This is a genomic window from Arcobacter caeni, assembly GCF_003063245.1.
GTDB classification, from domain to species: Bacteria; Campylobacterota; Campylobacteria; order Campylobacterales; family Arcobacteraceae; genus Aliarcobacter; species Aliarcobacter caeni.
Genome location: NZ_MUXE01000008.1, coordinates 44,463 through 61,561, shown reverse-complemented (window position 1 = coordinate 61,561; position 17,099 = coordinate 44,463). Strand labels below are relative to the sequence as shown.

At 27.0% G+C, this 17,099-nt stretch carries 20 protein-coding genes; 6 read left to right on the top strand and 14 right to left on the bottom strand.

The annotated features are described in order from the left end of the window. The 3 genes from B0174_RS06855 to acpS form a co-directional block, all read right to left on the bottom strand. Window positions 1–1,398 carry an FAD-dependent oxidoreductase gene (locus B0174_RS06855; protein ID WP_108559005.1) on the bottom strand — a complete coding sequence of 466 codons (1,398 nt, stop codon included), beginning with the start codon at window positions 1,396–1,398 and terminating at the stop codon, window positions 1–3. Beyond that, a complete protein-coding gene (locus B0174_RS06850) occupies window positions 1,388–2,203 on the bottom strand; it encodes an FTR1 family iron permease (protein ID WP_108559002.1) in 816 nt (271 codons plus the stop codon). Before B0174_RS06850 ends, B0174_RS06855 begins: the two co-directional genes overlap by 11 nt. A gap of 65 nt (window positions 2,204–2,268) precedes the next feature. Further along, window positions 2,269–2,622, bottom strand: coding sequence for a holo-ACP synthase (gene acpS / locus B0174_RS06845; protein ID WP_108559000.1), 354 nt, complete (start codon window positions 2,620–2,622; stop codon window positions 2,269–2,271). Between the two features lie 28 nt (window positions 2,623–2,650). Between acpS and B0174_RS06840 the strand changes: the two genes are divergently transcribed. The 4 genes from B0174_RS06840 (at window position 2,651) to tilS (ending at window position 6,849) form a co-directional block, all read left to right on the top strand. Continuing rightward, a complete protein-coding gene (locus B0174_RS06840; protein WP_108558997.1) occupies window positions 2,651–3,610 on the top strand; it encodes an ABC transporter permease in 960 nt (319 codons plus the stop codon). Between the two features lie 33 nt (window positions 3,611–3,643). Continuing rightward, entirely contained in the window at window positions 3,644–4,462 is an 819-nt protein-coding gene (gene panC / locus B0174_RS06835) for a pantoate--beta-alanine ligase (RefSeq protein ID WP_108558995.1), read from the top strand. Window positions 4,463–4,525: 63 nt separating this feature from the next. Continuing rightward, the gene (gene rimO / locus B0174_RS06830) at window positions 4,526–5,866 is read left to right on the top strand and encodes a 30S ribosomal protein S12 methylthiotransferase RimO (RefSeq protein ID WP_108558993.1); all 1,341 of its coding nucleotides are present in this window, start codon (window positions 4,526–4,528) and stop codon (window positions 5,864–5,866) included. Window positions 5,867–5,868: 2 nt separating this feature from the next. Next, complete coding sequence (tilS, locus tag B0174_RS06825) at window positions 5,869–6,849, top strand: tRNA lysidine(34) synthetase TilS (RefSeq protein ID WP_108558991.1); 981 nt, start codon at window positions 5,869–5,871, stop codon at window positions 6,847–6,849. Here the strand turns inward: tilS and B0174_RS06820 are convergent. The 11 genes from B0174_RS06820 to B0174_RS06770 form a co-directional block, all read right to left on the bottom strand. Further along, window positions 6,838–7,107: a hypothetical protein gene (locus B0174_RS06820; RefSeq protein WP_108558989.1), complete on the bottom strand. Its 270-nt coding sequence runs from the start codon at window positions 7,105–7,107 to the stop codon at window positions 6,838–6,840. The genes tilS and B0174_RS06820 overlap by 12 nt on opposite strands. Continuing rightward, entirely contained in the window at window positions 7,083–7,439 is a 357-nt protein-coding gene (fliS, locus tag B0174_RS06815) for a flagellar export chaperone FliS (protein ID WP_108558987.1), read from the bottom strand. The genes B0174_RS06820 and fliS overlap by 25 nt, the downstream gene beginning before the upstream one ends. Before the next feature lie 82 nt (window positions 7,440–7,521). Next, the gene (fliD, locus tag B0174_RS06810) at window positions 7,522–8,874 is read right to left on the bottom strand and encodes a flagellar filament capping protein FliD (RefSeq protein ID WP_108558985.1); all 1,353 of its coding nucleotides are present in this window, start codon (window positions 8,872–8,874) and stop codon (window positions 7,522–7,524) included. An 11-nt stretch (window positions 8,875–8,885) separates the two neighbouring features. Then, window positions 8,886–10,769 (bottom strand): flagellar hook-associated protein FlgK, encoded by a 1,884-nt coding sequence (locus B0174_RS06805; protein ID WP_108558983.1) that lies wholly within the window; start codon window positions 10,767–10,769, stop codon window positions 8,886–8,888. 56 nt (window positions 10,770–10,825) lie between these two features. Then, window positions 10,826–11,530 (bottom strand): flagellar basal body L-ring protein FlgH, encoded by a 705-nt coding sequence (locus tag B0174_RS06800; RefSeq protein ID WP_108558981.1) that lies wholly within the window; start codon window positions 11,528–11,530, stop codon window positions 10,826–10,828. After that, complete coding sequence (locus B0174_RS06795) at window positions 11,520–11,948, bottom strand: hypothetical protein (RefSeq protein ID WP_108558979.1); 429 nt, start codon at window positions 11,946–11,948, stop codon at window positions 11,520–11,522. Before B0174_RS06795 ends, B0174_RS06800 begins: the two co-directional genes overlap by 11 nt. A 2-nt stretch (window positions 11,949–11,950) precedes the next feature. Then, window positions 11,951–12,469, bottom strand: a complete 519-nt coding sequence (locus tag B0174_RS06790) for a flagellar basal body-associated FliL family protein (RefSeq protein WP_108558977.1) — start codon at window positions 12,467–12,469, stop codon at window positions 11,951–11,953. 2 nt (window positions 12,470–12,471) lie between these two features. Continuing rightward, complete coding sequence (locus B0174_RS06785; RefSeq protein WP_165790400.1) at window positions 12,472–12,963, bottom strand: MotE family protein; 492 nt, start codon at window positions 12,961–12,963, stop codon at window positions 12,472–12,474. Continuing rightward, window positions 12,960–13,379 (bottom strand): hypothetical protein, encoded by a 420-nt coding sequence (locus B0174_RS06780; protein WP_108558975.1) that lies wholly within the window; start codon window positions 13,377–13,379, stop codon window positions 12,960–12,962. Before B0174_RS06780 ends, B0174_RS06785 begins: the two co-directional genes overlap by 4 nt. Beyond that, window positions 13,376–13,642: a flagellar biosynthetic protein FliQ gene (locus B0174_RS06775; RefSeq protein WP_108558973.1), complete on the bottom strand. Its 267-nt coding sequence runs from the start codon at window positions 13,640–13,642 to the stop codon at window positions 13,376–13,378. The genes B0174_RS06780 and B0174_RS06775 overlap by 4 nt, the downstream gene beginning before the upstream one ends. 2 nt (window positions 13,643–13,644) lie before the next feature. Next, window positions 13,645–14,850 carry a hypothetical protein gene (locus B0174_RS06770; RefSeq protein WP_108558970.1) on the bottom strand — a complete coding sequence of 402 codons (1,206 nt, stop codon included), beginning with the start codon at window positions 14,848–14,850 and terminating at the stop codon, window positions 13,645–13,647. 89 nt (window positions 14,851–14,939) lie between these two features. On the opposite strand from B0174_RS06770, the gene B0174_RS06765 reads away from it, so the two are divergent. Both B0174_RS06765 and fliM read left to right on the top strand, forming a co-directional pair. After that, window positions 14,940–15,998 (top strand): flagellar basal body P-ring protein FlgI, encoded by a 1,059-nt coding sequence (locus tag B0174_RS06765; protein ID WP_228156429.1) that lies wholly within the window; start codon window positions 14,940–14,942, stop codon window positions 15,996–15,998. A 1-nt stretch (window position 15,999) separates the two neighbouring features. Continuing rightward, window positions 16,000–17,091: a flagellar motor switch protein FliM gene (fliM, locus tag B0174_RS06760; protein ID WP_108558965.1), complete on the top strand. Its 1,092-nt coding sequence runs from the start codon at window positions 16,000–16,002 to the stop codon at window positions 17,089–17,091. The last annotated feature ends 8 nt before the right edge of the window (window positions 17,092–17,099 follow it).

Below are 17,099 nucleotides of genomic sequence, written 5' to 3'. Positions count from 1 at the left end.
TTATACTACACTTTTTGTTTCTATAACTGTTTTTTCATTACGATGATTATATATTTTTTCTTTTGTATAACTCTTTTCATCAAGTACTCTATGCGCTGCCATAAGACCTGTTTCCATTGCAGTATCTAAGAAAATATACCTAAATGTTCCTTGTCTTCCAGCCATCGTAAGATTTTTGAATTTATTTAAATACTCAAATGCATCATCTCTTTTTTTTGTATAATCAATATCCATTAAAGTATAGGCATGTTCTGTTATAAAAGAAAAATAATCAACTATTTTATCCTCAATATCAAAATTTAATTTTTTCAAATCATTTTTAACTATTTCTAAAAGTTTTTCTTCTTTCATATTCCAAATTTCATCATTTTTATTGCAAGGGATTTCAAGCATAATTGAGCTTTTTCCATTTGGAGACATAGAAACCGATCTTCTTTTTGGCTCTTGAATTCTTGTGGGTAATAAATCATAATCACTTACATATTGCCAAGTATAAGGAGAGAAATCTTCAATATTTAAACCAATACATAAAAATCTAAGACTTCTAAATTTTAGATTACTCTCAAATCCAAGCATATTTGACATCTCATTTAATGGCATTGTTGAAATAATATCATTTGCATAAAATATTTTATCTTTTGTATAAACAGCCTCAATTTTATCTTGATTATATAAAAATTTTTCTACGCCTTCATTTGTAAAAATTTCCCCACCTAAGCTTTCAAATTTATTTGCCATTTTAATAGGAAGACCTCCAAAACCATATTTAGGATACCTATAACTTTTGGCATAGGTTCTTGCTGTTTTCTTATTTTTAAATAAAAGTTTTTTTACAACATCTTTTAAATCAAGCAAAGAAATTCTTTGTCCTGCCCAATCCGCACTCAAATTTTCAGGTTCAACTCCCCAAAGTTTTTTTGTATATGGACCAAAAAAATTTTCATATAAGGTTTTACCAAATCTTGAAATAATCCATGATTTAAAACTACTATTATCAGGTTTTACAAATTTAAATATAATTTTAAGAGTATCTATAAAAGCTCCTAAAAGAAGTTTAAATGGTGCAACTTTAAAAAGATTTTTAATATTTAATGGATATTCATATATCTTATTTTGATGTAAAATCACTGAACTTCTATTTGCAATTAACAAATCATCACCTAAGATTTCTTCAACAAAAGACAATAAAACTTCATTATTTGTAATAAATCTATGTCCTCCATAATCAAATCTGTATGTCTCATCTTTAGTTTTTAAAATTTCAGTTCGGCACTGTCCTCCAACTACGCTCTCTTTTTCTAAAATAACTACTTTTTTGCCATTTTTTGATAGTTCAATTCCTGCCATTAAACCAGCAACACCTCCACCAATTATCAAAACATCATAATTATTTTGCATTAGAATATGCTTTCTTCCAAAGTAATATGGCAATACTCATATATGAAGCCCATGACAATAAATGAAGAAGAGTAGGAGAAGAGTTGTATCCAAACAATGCTCGTAAAAATGTTCCAAAAATACTTTTATCATCCAAAATATTTGAAATATCATAAACCATAGGAACAAAAGTTGGTAAAATATTACTTGCTTGCATCATTGAAATAGCACTTCCAAAAAGTCCTCCTGCAATAATAAGAATTAAAAGTCCCGTGTATTTAAAAAATACTTTTAATGGAATATTTTTAGCTCCTCTCATTAAAAGATAAACTAAAATTATCGATAAAACTAAGCCCATCATAGCACCAATAAATCCTTCTTCTAAAGAAAAAGTTTCACTAAAAGAAAGTGAAGAGAAGAATAGAACCGTTTCAAATCCTTCTCTTAAAACAGCTAAAAAAGATAAAAAAACCATTCCTAAAATATTTCCAGTAGTTACAAGAGCATTTAAATCTTCTTTTAACTTCTCACTTACTTGTTTTGATTGGTTCGCCATCCACACAACCATGTACGATAAAACGACGGTTGCAAATAAAAGAATAAATATCATCAAATAGTGTTGATAAAGTTCATTTTCTATTCCATAGATTACGACTTGAAAAATATATGCAATGAATAAAGATACTACAACTCCAATACAAACACCTATATAAATGTATTTATTGTATTTTGAAGCTTGAAGCCTACCAAGATATGAAAGAATAATTCCAACAATCAAAAAAGCTTCCAAACCTTCCCTAAAAGTTATTAAAAAACTTGCCAACATTAAAAATCCTTATGAGTAACTATAATAATCATTATCATTGTATTCATAAAGTGATAAATTTTCTCTTAATTCTTAAAAATATTCACAACAACAGCTATTGCAAAACCAGCATCGTGAGTTATCGAAAGATGAGATTTTTTTATTCCAAAAGCTTTTCTAACTTTTTTCTTATATCTAATTTTTGGATTTCCAAGTTTCCCTTTTGATATTTTAATATCATGAAAACCACAAGATGCACCAATTCCAGTTCCAATAGCTTTTGAAGCAGCCTCTTTCGCAGCCCAAAATCCAGCAGCTGTTTCTGGCTTTTTTACAACTTCTATTTCCTTTGGATTTAAAAACTTTTCATAAGCCTTTATTCCAAATTTTTCATACATTTTTTTTATTCTATCTATTGATGTTATGTCTATACCTATCATTTAAACCTATCTTTTGTATAATCCCAACATGAAACTATTTTTTAAAAAACTATTATACCTTATCACCATGCTTTTTATAATTAGCCTTATATCTTTTATAGCAATAAATGCAGCGCCTAACTCTTTTTTTGCTTCAGGTGAATTAAATCCAAATATCACTCCTGAATCAATTGCTCAACTAAAAGCTATTTATGGATTGGACAAACCTTTGTATGTTCAGTTTTTCTCTTGGATTCACTCTATTATTCAACTAGATTTTGGGATTTCTTTTGCAAGTGGAGAAATGGTTAAAGATGAAATTTTAAGTAGAATGCCTATTACTTTAATATTGAATATTCTTTCTATGGTTTTAATATTTATAATCTCTTTATATTTTGGAATTAAATCAGCACTTAATAAAAACTCATTTTTTGATAAATTCACAGGTCAATTATCACTTCTTAGTTTTGCAATGCCATCATTTTATTTGGCACTTTTGTTGGTTCTTATTTTTGCTATAAATTTTGAGATTTTACCAATTGCTGGACTTCATAGCATGTCAAATGATGGAAGTTTAGATTATTATTTAGATTATGCTTGGCATTTAGTTTTACCTATTTTTATAATTGTTTTTGGTGGGATTGGAAGTTTGATTTTATATATTAGGTCTTTAACTATTGAGATTTTAAAGTCTGATTATATTTTTTTTGCAAAAGCTCGAGGATTAACTTCTAAACAAATCTTGAGATATTATATTTTGCCAAATTTATATCCGCCAGTTATCACTTTACTTGGTCTTTCACTTCCTGGAATTATTGGTGGTTCTGTGATTCTTGAAACTATTTTTTCAATAGATGGAATGGGATTATTATTTTATCAAAGTGCCTTAAGCCATGATTATCCAGTAATTATGGGAATTTTAATAATTGGTGCCTTTTTGACACTAATTGGTAATATGATTGCAGATTTAGTTTTATTGAAATTAAATCCAAACTACGAAGAAAAATAACTTTAATTCATAAACGATTAAGAAGGAAAAAAATTGCAAGTTTTAAAAACTATAAAAGAGTTACAAGAAGTACGAAAAAATATCACTGGAACAGTTGGATTTGTACCAACAATGGGTGCATTACATAATGGTCATATTTCACTTATCAAACAAGCACGAAATGAAAATGATGTAGTTATTGTTTCTATTTTTGTAAATCCAACTCAATTTTTACCAGGTGAAGATTTGGATGCATATCCACGAAAAGATGAAGCAGATAAAAAAATTTGCCAAATGTGCAAAGTTGATTATGTTTTTATGCCTGAAATTTCAACTATGTATGGTAATGAAGAGATTTTAATAAAAGCTCCAAATAAAAGTTATATTTTAGAGGGGAAAACAAGACCTGGACATTTTGATGGAGTTTTAAGAGTTGTATTAAAATTATTTAATTTAACTCAAGCAACAAATGCTTATTTTGGAAAAAAAGATGCTCAACAACTTTCACTTATTATGCAAATGGTAAAAGATTTGTTTTTACCTATAAATATTATTCCTTGTGAAATTATAAGAGAAGATGATGGATTAGCTTTGAGCTCAAGAAATATTTACTTAGATGCAACTCAAAGAAAAGATGCTTTGTTAATCTCAAAATCTTTATATATGGCAGGTTCATTAATAGCAAGCGGAGAAAGAAATATAAAAGCTGTGGAGAATAAACTTTATTCAATCATGCAAACTTTGGATGTTGAATATGTGGCAATTGTTGATAGAGAGTTTAATGAACTAAAAATTATAGAGCCAAAAAATACAATAATTCTTGTGGTTGCAAGATTTGGAAATACTAGACTTCTTGATAATATTTGGCTTTAATATTTTGCTTTAATCTTAGTTTATGATAAAATTGCAAAAAAATAAAATAAAAAGAATACATATATGAAATTTTCAGTAAAAAATCCTAAAAAAACTTTACATTTAGTAAGCCTTGGTTGTACTAAAAATCTTGTAGATTCAGAAGTAATGTTAGGTAAATTAAAAGATTATACAATCACAGATGATGCAGCAAATGCCGATGTGATCATCGTAAATACATGTGGATTTATAGATAGTGCAAAACAAGAGAGTTTAAATACAATTTTTAATCTTCACGATGAAAGAAAAAAAGAGTCAGTTTTAGTAATGGCTGGATGTTTAAGCGAAAGATACCAAGGTGAACTTCAAAAAGAGTTGCCTGAAATCGATGTTTTTACAGGCGTTGGAGATTATGACAAAATTGATTTACTTGTACATCAAAAAAGAAGTGCCTTTTCAAATGAGGTATTTTTAGCTTCTGATGAAAATGAAAGAGTAATCACAGGTTCATCATATCATGCTTATGTGAAATTAAGTGAGGGCTGTAATCAAACTTGTTCTTTTTGTGCAATTCCGTCATTTAAAGGAAAACTTCACTCAAGAACTTTGGAATCACTTGTAAAAGAGGTTAAATCTTTGGTATCAAAAGGTTATATTGATTTCTCTTTTGTATCTCAGGATTCATCTTCATTTTTAAGAGATTTTGATATAAAAAATGGTCTTGAACTTTTAATTGAAGAAGTTGAAAAAATTGATGGAATTAAAACAGCTAGAATTTTATATCTTTATCCATCAACTACAACTTTATCTTTGATTGATAAAATTGCAGATTCTAAAACTTTTGTAAACTATTTTGATATGCCATTACAACATATAACTGCTTCAATGCTTAAAATCATGAAAAGAGGAAAAGGTGTTGAAAAATTAAATGAACTTATGAATCACATGAGAAGTAAACCAAACTCATTTGTAAGAACTACATTTATAGCAGGACATCCAGGGGAAACGGTTGAAGACCATGAAACACTTTGTAAATATATTGAAGAGTTCAAATTTGACAGAGCAAATGTGTTTTCATATTCAACTGAAGAGGGAACAGCAGCAGCAGAATCTAAAGATTTGATTGAACAAGAAATAATTGATGAAAGAGCTGAAATTATTGGTGAAATAATTGCTTTAACTACTCAAGAGTCTTTAGAAAATGAAGTTGGAAAAACTTTTGAAGTTTATGTTGATGGAGAAAGTGAAGAGCATGAGTATTTATTAAGTGCTAGAAAAACTCTTTGGGCGCCTGATATTGATGGTGAAATTTATATAAATGACAATGAACTAGGTGAAAATGAACAAATTAAATTTGGACAAATTTACACAGTAAAAGTTACAGAACTTGCGGGAGATAAATTACTAGCAACTGTAATTAGATAAATATGAACTTAGATTTTAGTGTTATTAAGAATCAAAAGAACCTCCTAGCTTTTTCAGCAGGAGTTGATTCAACTGCACTATTCTTTTTACTTCTAAAACAAAATATTCCTTTTGATATTGCCATTGTTAATTATAATCAGAGAGTTCAAAGCAAAGATGAAGTTTTTTATGCAAAAACTTTAGCTTCAAAATACAAAAAGAATATCTTTTTAAAAGAAACAAAACTTGAAAATATTTCAAACTTTGAAAAAAATGCAAGAGATATAAGATATAAGTTTTTTGAAGAGATAATTTTAGAAAATTCTTATGAAAATTTAATCACAGCCCATCAATTAAATGACAAACTCGAATGGTTTATGATGCAGCTATCAAAAGGTGCTGGTTTAGTTGAACTTATTGGCTTTAATGAATTTGAACAAAAAGAAAACTATAAAATCTATAAACCACTTTTAAATATCACAAAAGATGAACTTGAAAACTATTTAATAAAAAATAATCATAAATACTTTATTGATAAGTCAAATTTTGATGAGAAATACAAAAGAAACTTTTTTAGACATAATTTTTCTAATAAATTTTTAGAAAATTTTAGTGATGGAGTTAAAAAGTCTTTTGAGTATTTACAAAATGATTTAAATTCTTTGAATATTCAAAATAATCCAATTAAAAAAATAAAAGAGTTGGAGATTTTTTTAAATCAAAATGATGATAATTTAAATATTAGAACTATTGATTTAAATCTAAAAAAAAGAGGAATTTTACTCTCAAATGCCCAAAGAAATGAGATTCTGAAACAAAAAGAGATTACTATTTCACATAAAATAAATATCTCAATTCAAGAGAATTATATTTGGATAACACCAAACTGCAATGAAATTATAGATAAAAAATATAAAGAGTTATATAGAATAAATAAAATCCCTAAAAATATGAGAGCTTATATTTTTAGAGAAAAGATAGATTTACAAGAGTTAGTGTTTTAAAAATCTCTTCACTTTTTGCATTTTAACAAGCTCTAGTCTTGTTTCTTCTTTTTGAACTTTTAAGAAATTAATATTCTTAAAGAAAAGTTCTTCAAGTCTTTTTAAATCTTCTAATTCTAAATCAAAATCTGCAATAGAAGCATTTGTTAAATAATCATTATGCCATTTTACTAAAGCATCAGCCTTAGTAAACGAATCTAATGAATCAATATAAACTAATTCATTAAGTGCTTTTAAAGACCAGTTTCTTCTTTCCATGCGTCAATTAATCCTTGAGTAACTTTCATAACTTGATTAACTGCATTGATATTATCATCAATTCCAGCACTAAATAGAGTTTCAATTTGGTATAAGTATAAACCATCTAAATAATAAGCAACTTCTCCACCATCAAAATCCAAAACATTTCTTAATTCATCAAAAATTGCTATTGATTTATTGATATAAGTGAACTTTGTTTCAATATTATTTTCTTCCATTGCATTTTTTACAAATGACAAATATTTTATAACACCCTCATAAAGTTTTAGTACTAAAACATAAGGATCATCTGATACTGCATTTTGTTGATTATATACTTCTATTCCCATACTTCAAAACTCCCTGATAATTATTTTGTTACCCTAGTATATTATACATTTGCTTAATTATTAAATATCTATAACTATTTTCTTAACCTGCAACTGATTGTTGAATCATAAGTTTCAATCCTGAAAATGATGATTCCATTTGATTAATCAAACTTCCATATGCACTAAACTGTAATGCCAATTGTTGATATTTTGCATCCAATAATTTTTCAGCTTTTTCTTTACTTTCATTCAATATTATTTCTCTTGTTGTCATTGAAGATTCATAAGAGTTTAACACACCACCTGAGAACTTCATATTATCGAGAGTCTCTTTTAATGTAGTTCCTAAACCTTTTTTTTCAGCCGTTCCAAGGAACAAATCTTTTAAACTTGACATATCTTCTTGTACAACTTTATTAAATTTTGTACTATCAAGTGTTAATCCACCATATTTATCAAGTTCTATTCCAAAATTAAATACTGATTTATTTCCTGATGTACCATAAGAACCAAATAATTTATCTTTTATCTCACTTACTATACCTCTAATAGATGATTTATCGCCAAGAGCTGAATCAGCACTTAAAACTTCGGTATCAATTAATGATATAACTTCATTATATTTAGTTACAAAGTTTTTCATTAATGTTTCAATTTGAGTATTATCTTCAACAACATTTATGCTACTACCACTAGTGTAGACTTCGTTACCATTATCAATAACTTTACTATCTACTTTATTTGCAGTTATCTTTAATCCATCTACTATTAAAGTATTTGATGATACACTATATTTAACACCATCAACTGTTGCTTTCATATCTTGAGCAGTTAGTACATGATTAAAACCTAAGTTAACACTCGCATCTCCAGTTATTTCTAATTTATTAGCAGTCCCTGATTCTTCACTTTTAATAATTAATTTATATTCATTTGATCCTACTTGTTCAAAATTTGCATTCATTCCCGATTCTGCTGTAATAGCTGTTGCTAATTGTTGATAAGTCATATTTGTAGTAACAAAATCTTTCCCATTAATTGTTAATGTACCTTGATTGATTATAGCATCTTTATTTGATCCATTTACACTAAGAGATTCATATACATCTTTTTGTGCAAGCTGTCCTACATTTACTGTTGTTGTACCCTTTTTTAATGTTTTAATATCAGCTGCATCAAATGTTACTGAATCTCCAGAAGTTGTTGCTGATTTTTGTTCAAAAGCAGTAACTCCTCCTGAAACAAATAAATCAAAAGGTTTAATTGTATCTAATAACTCTGCTACTTTTGTTTGAATACTAGCAAAAATCACTTTCTCTTTTGTCATTTTTTCAATTTTTGTTTCAATTGGTGCTACTGCTGATTTTCTTTCTGCAGTTTTTAGTTTTTCTATTAATTCACTATTTAAAGATGCCGCTTGACCAGATCCTAATCCTAATATTCCATCAGCCATGATTTATCCTTTTATCTTTTTAATCCAAGTAATGTTTGCAACATTTCATCTATTGCTGTAATTATCTTAGCATTTGCAGTATAAGCTGCTTGAAATTTCATCAAATCTAACATTTCATTATCTTTATCAACTTTAGTTAATTGATCATATGATGATTGAATTGACATTTTAACACCAGCTTGAGTATCCTTTAAAAAATTCACACTCTCTTTATCTGCTGAAACAGTAACTCTTAAATCTCTAAAAAATTCAGATAATGATGCTTTTGATGTTGATGTCCCTGTTTGAGCTTTTCCATCATAAGACAAATTATTATTCCATTGCATAGTTGCTAAATAATCTAACTTCTCTTGAGTTAATTCATTAACCATACTATCATTAAACTTTAAAGTTTTAATACTTGAACCACTAAATAACCCTACAGAATTTATTACTCCTAAAGACTCATCACTAGCTGCTTCTCCATAAACATAAGTATTTGTTCCTGTTTTGATATATTTATCAGTTATATCTCCCAAAGTTTGAGCAAAAGCATCTAATTTATCAAAATAAACTTGAAATTTATTATTAGGTGAATCTGATGATAAATTTTCTACTTGTGCTTTTACAATACCGCTTTTTGCTGTAACTTCATTATCATAAATTGAAAGATAAACTTTTGATTTAGGATCCGTACTTTGTGACTCATTTCTATAAATAGATTCTCTACTATCTACTATTGAAGAAGTAGTATTATCTCTTTTTTCAATACTAATCCTCCCATCAAATTCATTTGCAATTCCACCAGCATTTGATTCAATTCTTAAATAGTTATCTTGAGTATCTTTAGTAACTTTATTCCCACTAGCATCTATTGAATAATCTCCATTATATGCTGTAATTGAACCTTTCATATCTGGATTAGAGTTTATCTTATAAACTAAAGCTCTAGTCAAATTAGAATTTGTTACAGGCTCTGTTGTAGCCGTACCATCTCCATCCCAATCCATTGTTATTAATTCACCCATAGTAACTGATACTTCAAACTCGTTGTTCAACTTATAAGTAACTATATCATTTGCATCTATTATTTTTGGTGTAAAGTCTTTATTATATTTTAATGCATCATATACTGTGGGTATAGGAACGGTACTGTTATCTACTAAAGTATATTTGTCTTTTTGTAAAGTTTCTTCTTCTTTTACATCGATTGTTCTTACATTTGTATTACTACTAATAGCTGTTTGACCGCCAATTTTTAGTTCATAATAACCAGAATCTCTACTTACACTTACATCAACATAACTTGATAATTCTAATTCAAGTTGATCTCTTTTATCAAGGAGATCATTATTTTCTCCATATTTTTCTATTTTTTCATTAATAGAACCTATCTCTTTTAAAATACTATTTACACCATCAACATTAGCATATAATTCTTTTTTTTCATTTGCCTGTTGTTTTTCAACACCTGAATAAAGATTCTGCAAAGATTCAACTAAAATCTTTCCTTGATTTTGTAAAGCTGTTTTATATACTTGAGAACTTGGATTTGCTCTTAAATTTTCAACAGATTGATAATATCTATTTAAATCTGCTGTAAAACCACTATCAATTGTTTCTTTAAAAATTGATTCAACACTTCCAAGCATACTAGATAACTTATCATAATAACTTACTTTACTATTTTCTGAAATAAGTTTGTCATACATATATTGAGAAGTAATTCTGTATACACCATCTACGCCTACTCCTCTACCTGCAAACTGAGAATCCATTTGAGCTAATTCACTAACTTGAACAACTCTCTTTTTGTACCCAGGAGTATTCTCATTAGCTATGTTATTAGAAATATTTTCAACTGCAGTTTTAGCAGCATTTAGTCCTGATTGTGAAACACTCAATGTACTTAGCATAGAACCTCCTTAGGTATAATTTAACAAATTATTACATTACATTTCTTAAGATTAGATTAAAATGGCCAAATTGCTCTTATAACTTTTAATCCCCATGGTGTTTCTAAAATATCAGATTCAGTACCATTTTTATCGTATAGAAGTTTTAAATTCGCTATTTGTGAAGAGTTTATTGAATTATCCGAAGTTATATCATAAGGTCTAATAACTCCACTTATAATAACTTCTTGTTTTTGACCTTCAATTAACATCTCTTTTTTACCTTTAATATAATAATTCCCATTTTGATAAGTTTCTTCAATAATTGCAGAAACCGTACTAGAAAAAGTTTCAGCTACTTGTGTTTTTACACTTCCCTTATCAGAAGAGGAAGCGTCTGTTGAAAAACCTACACCAAGATTTGAATTAAAATCATTTGCTGCACTACCAACTGCACCACCTAAACTATTTGTTCCGGTTGCTGCTAATAATCCACCACCTAACTTATTAGCTCTTGTACTTGTTAATTCTCTTTTATTATTAGCTGCTTGTTTAGTGTTTTCAGATATAACTATTTGTATAATATCTCCAACTTGTAAATCTTTTTTATCAGCAAATAATGAGGCTCCTTGCATAGAATATAAAGAGCCTTTATTTTTTAATGGTTCAGGACTTTTCCTAGGTATTTGAATTTCTGGTTTTTCAAAAGCCAGCTCTTCTTTTGAAGAAGTACAAGCACTAAAAACTACTAAAATAAATATAAACATAAAACTATTTCGCATTTAATCTACTTTTTACTATAAAATTTATATCAACAGCTATAATTATTTCATTTAAAGTTTTTTTAATAAATGCCATAGCCCCATATCTAACCATTAGTGCATCTAGATTTGTTGCTGGTTCACAAATAATTATAACTTTATCTTCTATAATTTTAACATGTCTAATATTTTCTTGTCCGACTAAATCTATTGCTTTTTCAATTTCACTTAAAATTGCTTTTTCTATATCTTTTTTTTCTTTTTCTTTTTTATCTTCTTGCAGTTTTAAAGCTTTTTTAGACTCTAACTCTCGTAGTTGTTGTTCTTCAAAGCTTTTATTCATATGATAATAATAAGCTCCAAACATTACAACCAAAGCTATTAATGCTAAAATCTTTAAAAGATTTCTTTTTTTATTTCTTTTAACTGCAACTATCATTATTATTTAATTACAAAAGTTGTAAACAATATTTGTTTTACACTATTTTTTGTTATTTCTGGTTTTGTTTTGGTAACTTCATTTATCACATTATTTATATCTTGTACTAATTCATCTTTTAATAAATTTTTACCACCAACAGTTAATAACTCTTCAGAACTTCTTGAACTAATTTGAGAAATAACAACATCAACAATTTCAGCTTTAAACTCTGTTACGAGAGCTGCAATTGTTGGTTCATTACTTTTAATTGAAAAAGATAATTTCATTAATTTTTCTTTTCCTCTTGAATCAGTTAAATTCAATACTAAATCAGTAATATCTGCTTTAAATGTATCAGGTTTATCAGAAGACTCTTCTTTTTTTACTTCGCTTGAAGAAGGAGCATTATTATTTCCTAAATGAGAATAAACAAAATAGCCACCCCCAATAACAGCAAAAATTAAAATTACTACTAAAGCTATTAATACAATCATTAAGCCCTTGCCGCTTGAACCTTTTGACTCTTGATCATCTGCCATACTTATTCCTTCTTCTGTTTTTCTGTACTAAAATTTTCAATCTTTTGCGTTATCATAGATGCGTTTTCTATAGTTAAAAACTTCATAATTTGAGTTACATTATTTTCTTTTAATCTTATCATTATATCAAAAACATCTTCAATTTTACCTTCGCCTATCATTTGGTTGAAAATATCAGCAGCATTTTTGGGTTTCATTGCATTATAAATTTTGGATGTTTTATTTTCAACTTCAAGCTTTATATCTTGTAAAATTTCTAAATCTTTATCATGTAATTTCTGAATTGTATTTCTTTCTTTTTCTATTTGAGCAAGTATTCCTTCAAGCTCTTTTTTTCTTTGCTGATACTCTGTTTCTTTTTCTTTATAAAAATTATTTAACTCTTTTTTCAAATCCATAACTTCAATTCTTTGCTTTGTTAAAGAACTACTTGTTTCTTCCACTGCAAATACTAAAGTTCCAAATAAAATAAAAAATAAAAAAATTCTAATCAATTTAAACCCTTACTTTTACTAATATATTTACTTTGAATATATTCTGTTGAAGCTTCTTCTTCTGCTGCTAAAATTCTTTTTATTAGCTCTTTTTTTTCTTCTTCCAAAATATAAGAAAATTGCTCTGCTTCTTTTTGAAGTTCTATTATGTCTTTAGTTAAATTTTCTGCTTGCATATATAATGTATTTTTCTCATTTTTTAACTTTTGAATGTGCATTTTCATTGTATTTTTATGAATAGTTAAAATCATAAAATCAGAGATTGCTCCATGTTTTTCAACGCTTGCTGTATCTATTCTATTTTGTGTTAGCACTATTTCAATATCAATTTGCTCAATTTTTGACATTAATTGAGCTTTTTGCATTAATTTTTGATCTGTTTGATTCTTTTTTAATTTATATAATTTTTCAATCAATTGTTATTACCAAAAATAAGTATTAAATTCCATAAATCTTTTGTATAAGTTTCTATATGATCACCAATCCAAGGAAGTGAAATCAATATAAAAGCTGAAACAAATATCATTTTAGGAACAAAAGATAAAGATGCATCACTAATTTGAGTTACTGCTTGAAAAATAGAGATTATAAGACCTATAATCATACTTACAATCAAAGAAGGCAATCCAAGTATTAATATAATTTTTACAGTATTTTCAGAAATAGCTATTAAATCCATATTTAATCTTTTATTTTTATTGTTATCTCTAAAGTTTTATTATTTAATAATTTAGAAATTAATACAGATAAGTCATTTGTATTTGAGCTATCAATACTTAATGTTTCATTTTTTGTTGGTGAAACTTGTGGTTTATATTCACTTTTAGAACTATTATCTTCAACTTTATAATTTAATGCTTCTATCAAATCATTTTCAGTTAAAGAATCTAATTCAAAAAACTCATCATTCATTTTATCTCCTTGTAAAGCTTGGTCTATTTCTTTTGTTTCTTCTATGTCTTCATTTTTCATATATTCATTCATAAAATCATACTCTTCAATGACTTCTTCTTCCAATAAATCTTCTTCTATTTTATCTGAATCTGAAAAAATTTCTTCTTTTTCTTCTATTTCGACTTTTTTCTTACCTTCTTGAATTTCTTCATTTAAAAAATCAAAGCCACCAAATAAGTCATTATTAACTTTTTCTAAATCTGAATAATCCTCTTCTTCACCAACTACTTCTTCACCTAAAAAATCCAATTCTTCAATTAATTTTGAATTTTTATTTTCAGTTGTATCTTTTGATAAAACATCGTTATCATCATAATCAAATGATATATTATTTAGTCCAAAATCATCATTAAAACTTGTTATTTGTGCAAAGTTATCATTGTCTTTTATCTCTTCATTACTATCAATGCTACCAATTAAACCATCAAGATTATCAAAATCATTGTCTAAATCAAATATTTCATCAATACCTTCATTTAAATTATCTATATTTCCTTTTGACAGTAACATTGATAATTCTTCATCTAATTCGATACTACTTTTAGTTTCTTCAACTTTTTCTTCTTCAACCTCAATTTTAGGTTCAAGTAGTTTTAGCTCTTCATACTTTCTTATTATATATTTTGGCAACTCTTTTAAAGAATCAATTGTTAAATCAGCTATGCCACTATCAAGCAAATATTCTTCTTCAATTCCATCTTTTGGAGTTAAAAATTTAATCTTTTTGTTTAATGAATTTTTTTTAATAATTTTTTCATCATCAATAAGATAAATATCATTTGGATTATTTTCTATTGTTCGTTTTAATTTTTCAAGGGTAGAAATTTCTTCAATTACAGTATTATTGTCAAGTTTAAATTTTATATTTGAATGCTCTAATGTTTCGTGAATTTCTTTTTTGAAACTTTGATTACCATAAATGTAAATCTTCAATCTATAACCCTGTAAAATAATTTTAGTATCTTCGATTATACCTTTTTTTATTAAATTTTCGATAAAATAAAAACAATTAATAATGAAGGATGATATTGAGATATTTTTTAATAGTAACAATTTTGTTGTCTTCTTTGTATTCGCAAACTATCAAAGATATTTCTAATGTAATAGGAATAAGAGAAAATCAACTAATTGGTTATGGATTAATAGTTGGACTTGCGGGAACGGGAGATAAATCTAAATTTACAATGCAATCTTTACAAAATCTTTTAAGAAATTCTTATATAAAAATTCCTGCTGGTTCTATTAACTCTAAAAATATTGCAGCTGTAATGGTAACGGCTGAATTACCAGCATTTTCACGACAAGGTGATAAAATAAAAGTAAAAGTTTCAACAATTGGTGATGCAAAATCTGTTGATCACGGGGAGCTTTTAATTACTCAATTAAAAGGTGTTGATGGAAATGTTTACGCATTAGCTCAAGGAACAATTGTAGCAAATGAAAACAATAAAACTACTGGATTTATTTATGAAGGTGCAACTGTTGAAAATGAAATTGATTATAATTTAAAAGATGAAAAATCTATTCAGTTAAGCCTTTATAAAAGCTCAGCTAGAAATGCAGATTTAATTGAAACCAAAATAAATGACAAATTTGGGAAAAAACTTGCAAGTGCTGTTGATACAAGGACAGTAGAAATTGCTAAACCAAATGATATTTCTATCGTAAAATTTATTTCTATAATTGAAAATATAGAACTAGATGCTGAAATATTTAGGAAAAAAGTTATTGTTGATATGGGAAGAGAATCTGTTATAACAGGTGGTGATATTCCAATTTCTCCTGTAACAATTGCAAGAGATTCATTTTCTATTAGAATTACAAAATCTGGATTAAGTGATGCTGGATGGAAAGACCCTTCTCAAAATCCTGGTGTTGATATTGGTGATAATGTAAAAATTGCAGATAAACCTGTTATAAATATTGATAATGCAATGATTAATACAAAAGGGACACCAACAATTTCTGATTTAGTAAGAGCAATGAAAGTTATGAAATTACCTATGACTGAAATTATTGATACTTTAAAAATGATTAAAGAAATGGGTGCAATTGATGTTGACATCGAAGTAAGAGGATAGGATGGCTGAATTTTTAAGTCAAGATGAAATTGATGCTCTTTTAGATATTGCAGAACAAGGTGAGGATATTGAAACACCTATTGAAAGGATTGTTTCAAAGGAAAAGAACTATGCTATTTATGATTTTAAAAAACCAAATAGAATATCGCCTGAACAGTTAAAAGCATTTTCTGCAATGCATGACAAAATGCTAAGAGATTTTATAAATGATTTATCTTCTATGCTTAGAAAAATTGTTGATGTTAAGTTATATTCTATTGAACAAATGACTTATGGGGAGTTTATTTTATCAATTCCGCAGATTACTTCACTAAATACTTTATCTATTAAACCACTTGATGGAAGAATAGTAATTGAGTGTAATCCAGCTATTTCACATAAAATTATTGCTGAATTATTAGGTTCAGGGGCTGTTAATACAAGTGATAATATTGACAGAGAATTAACTGAAATCGAAATTGAAATCCTTGAGCACTTTTATAAAATGTTTATAAAAAATCTTTATAAAGCTTGGAGTGATATTTCAAAATTAAATTATAAAATCGAATCAAGAGATACAAATGCAAATGCTATTCAAATAGTATCTGATCATGAAATAGTTTTACTTGTTGTTTTAGAGATTACTATTGATGAGGAATCTGGGTTTTTATCTATTTGTTATCCTATTTCTTATTATGAACCTTTGTTAAATAAAGTTGTTGAAAAAGTATTTAGTGAAGGTAAAAATAGAAAATCTAGTAGAAAAAGAGATATTAAAACACTTATTTCAGGTGCTAGAATGAAAATCGAATCAATTATGGCTGAAACTGAATTAACAGCTTATGAAATAATAAATTTAAAAGTTGACGATATAATTGTATTTAATAAAAATGCAACTTCTTCATCTGGAACGATTTATATAAATAAAAAAGAAAAATTCTCATCAATATCTGGTATTTCAAATAATAGAAAAGCTATTCAGATAAAAGCAAATCTAGATAGAGAAAAACAAGAAACTTTAGATAACTTAAGAGCGATGAGAGAAGAAAGAGAAGTAAAAGCCAAAGAAATGTCTGAAAATATCAAAAAATTATTAGATCAAAAAGATAGTTAAAAACTATC

Excerpts from the sequence above, each read along its gene's own strand:
- B0174_RS06855 (WP_108559005.1), bottom strand. The coding sequence starts at position 1,398 with ATGCAAAATAATTATGATGTTTTGATAATTGGTGGAGGTGTTGCTGGT.
- B0174_RS06850 (WP_108559002.1), bottom strand. The coding sequence starts at position 2,203 with ATGTTGGCAAGTTTTTTAATAACTTTTAGGGAAGGTTTGGAAGCTTTT.
- acpS (WP_108559000.1), bottom strand. The coding sequence starts at position 2,622 with ATGATAGGTATAGACATAACATCAATAGATAGAATAAAAAAAATGTAT.
- B0174_RS06840 (WP_108558997.1), top strand. The coding sequence starts at position 2,651 with ATGAAACTATTTTTTAAAAAACTATTATACCTTATCACCATGCTTTTT.
- rimO (WP_108558993.1), top strand. The coding sequence starts at position 4,526 with ATGAAATTTTCAGTAAAAAATCCTAAAAAAACTTTACATTTAGTAAGC.
- tilS (WP_108558991.1), top strand. The coding sequence starts at position 5,869 with ATGAACTTAGATTTTAGTGTTATTAAGAATCAAAAGAACCTCCTAGCT.
- B0174_RS06820 (WP_108558989.1), bottom strand. The coding sequence starts at position 7,107 with ATGGAAAGAAGAAACTGGTCTTTAAAAGCACTTAATGAATTAGTTTAT.
- fliS (WP_108558987.1), bottom strand. The coding sequence starts at position 7,439 with ATGGGAATAGAAGTATATAATCAACAAAATGCAGTATCAGATGATCCT.
- fliD (WP_108558985.1), bottom strand. The coding sequence starts at position 8,874 with ATGGCTGATGGAATATTAGGATTAGGATCTGGTCAAGCGGCATCTTTA.
- B0174_RS06805 (WP_108558983.1), bottom strand. The coding sequence starts at position 10,769 with ATGCTAAGTACATTGAGTGTTTCACAATCAGGACTAAATGCTGCTAAA.
- B0174_RS06800 (WP_108558981.1), bottom strand. The coding sequence starts at position 11,530 with ATGCGAAATAGTTTTATGTTTATATTTATTTTAGTAGTTTTTAGTGCT.
- B0174_RS06795 (WP_108558979.1), bottom strand. The coding sequence starts at position 11,948 with ATGATAGTTGCAGTTAAAAGAAATAAAAAAAGAAATCTTTTAAAGATT.
- B0174_RS06790 (WP_108558977.1), bottom strand. The coding sequence starts at position 12,469 with ATGGCAGATGATCAAGAGTCAAAAGGTTCAAGCGGCAAGGGCTTAATG.
- B0174_RS06775 (WP_108558973.1), bottom strand. The coding sequence starts at position 13,642 with ATGGATTTAATAGCTATTTCTGAAAATACTGTAAAAATTATATTAATA.
- B0174_RS06765 (WP_228156429.1), top strand. The coding sequence starts at position 14,940 with ATGATATTGAGATATTTTTTAATAGTAACAATTTTGTTGTCTTCTTTG.
- fliM (WP_108558965.1), top strand. The coding sequence starts at position 16,000 with ATGGCTGAATTTTTAAGTCAAGATGAAATTGATGCTCTTTTAGATATT.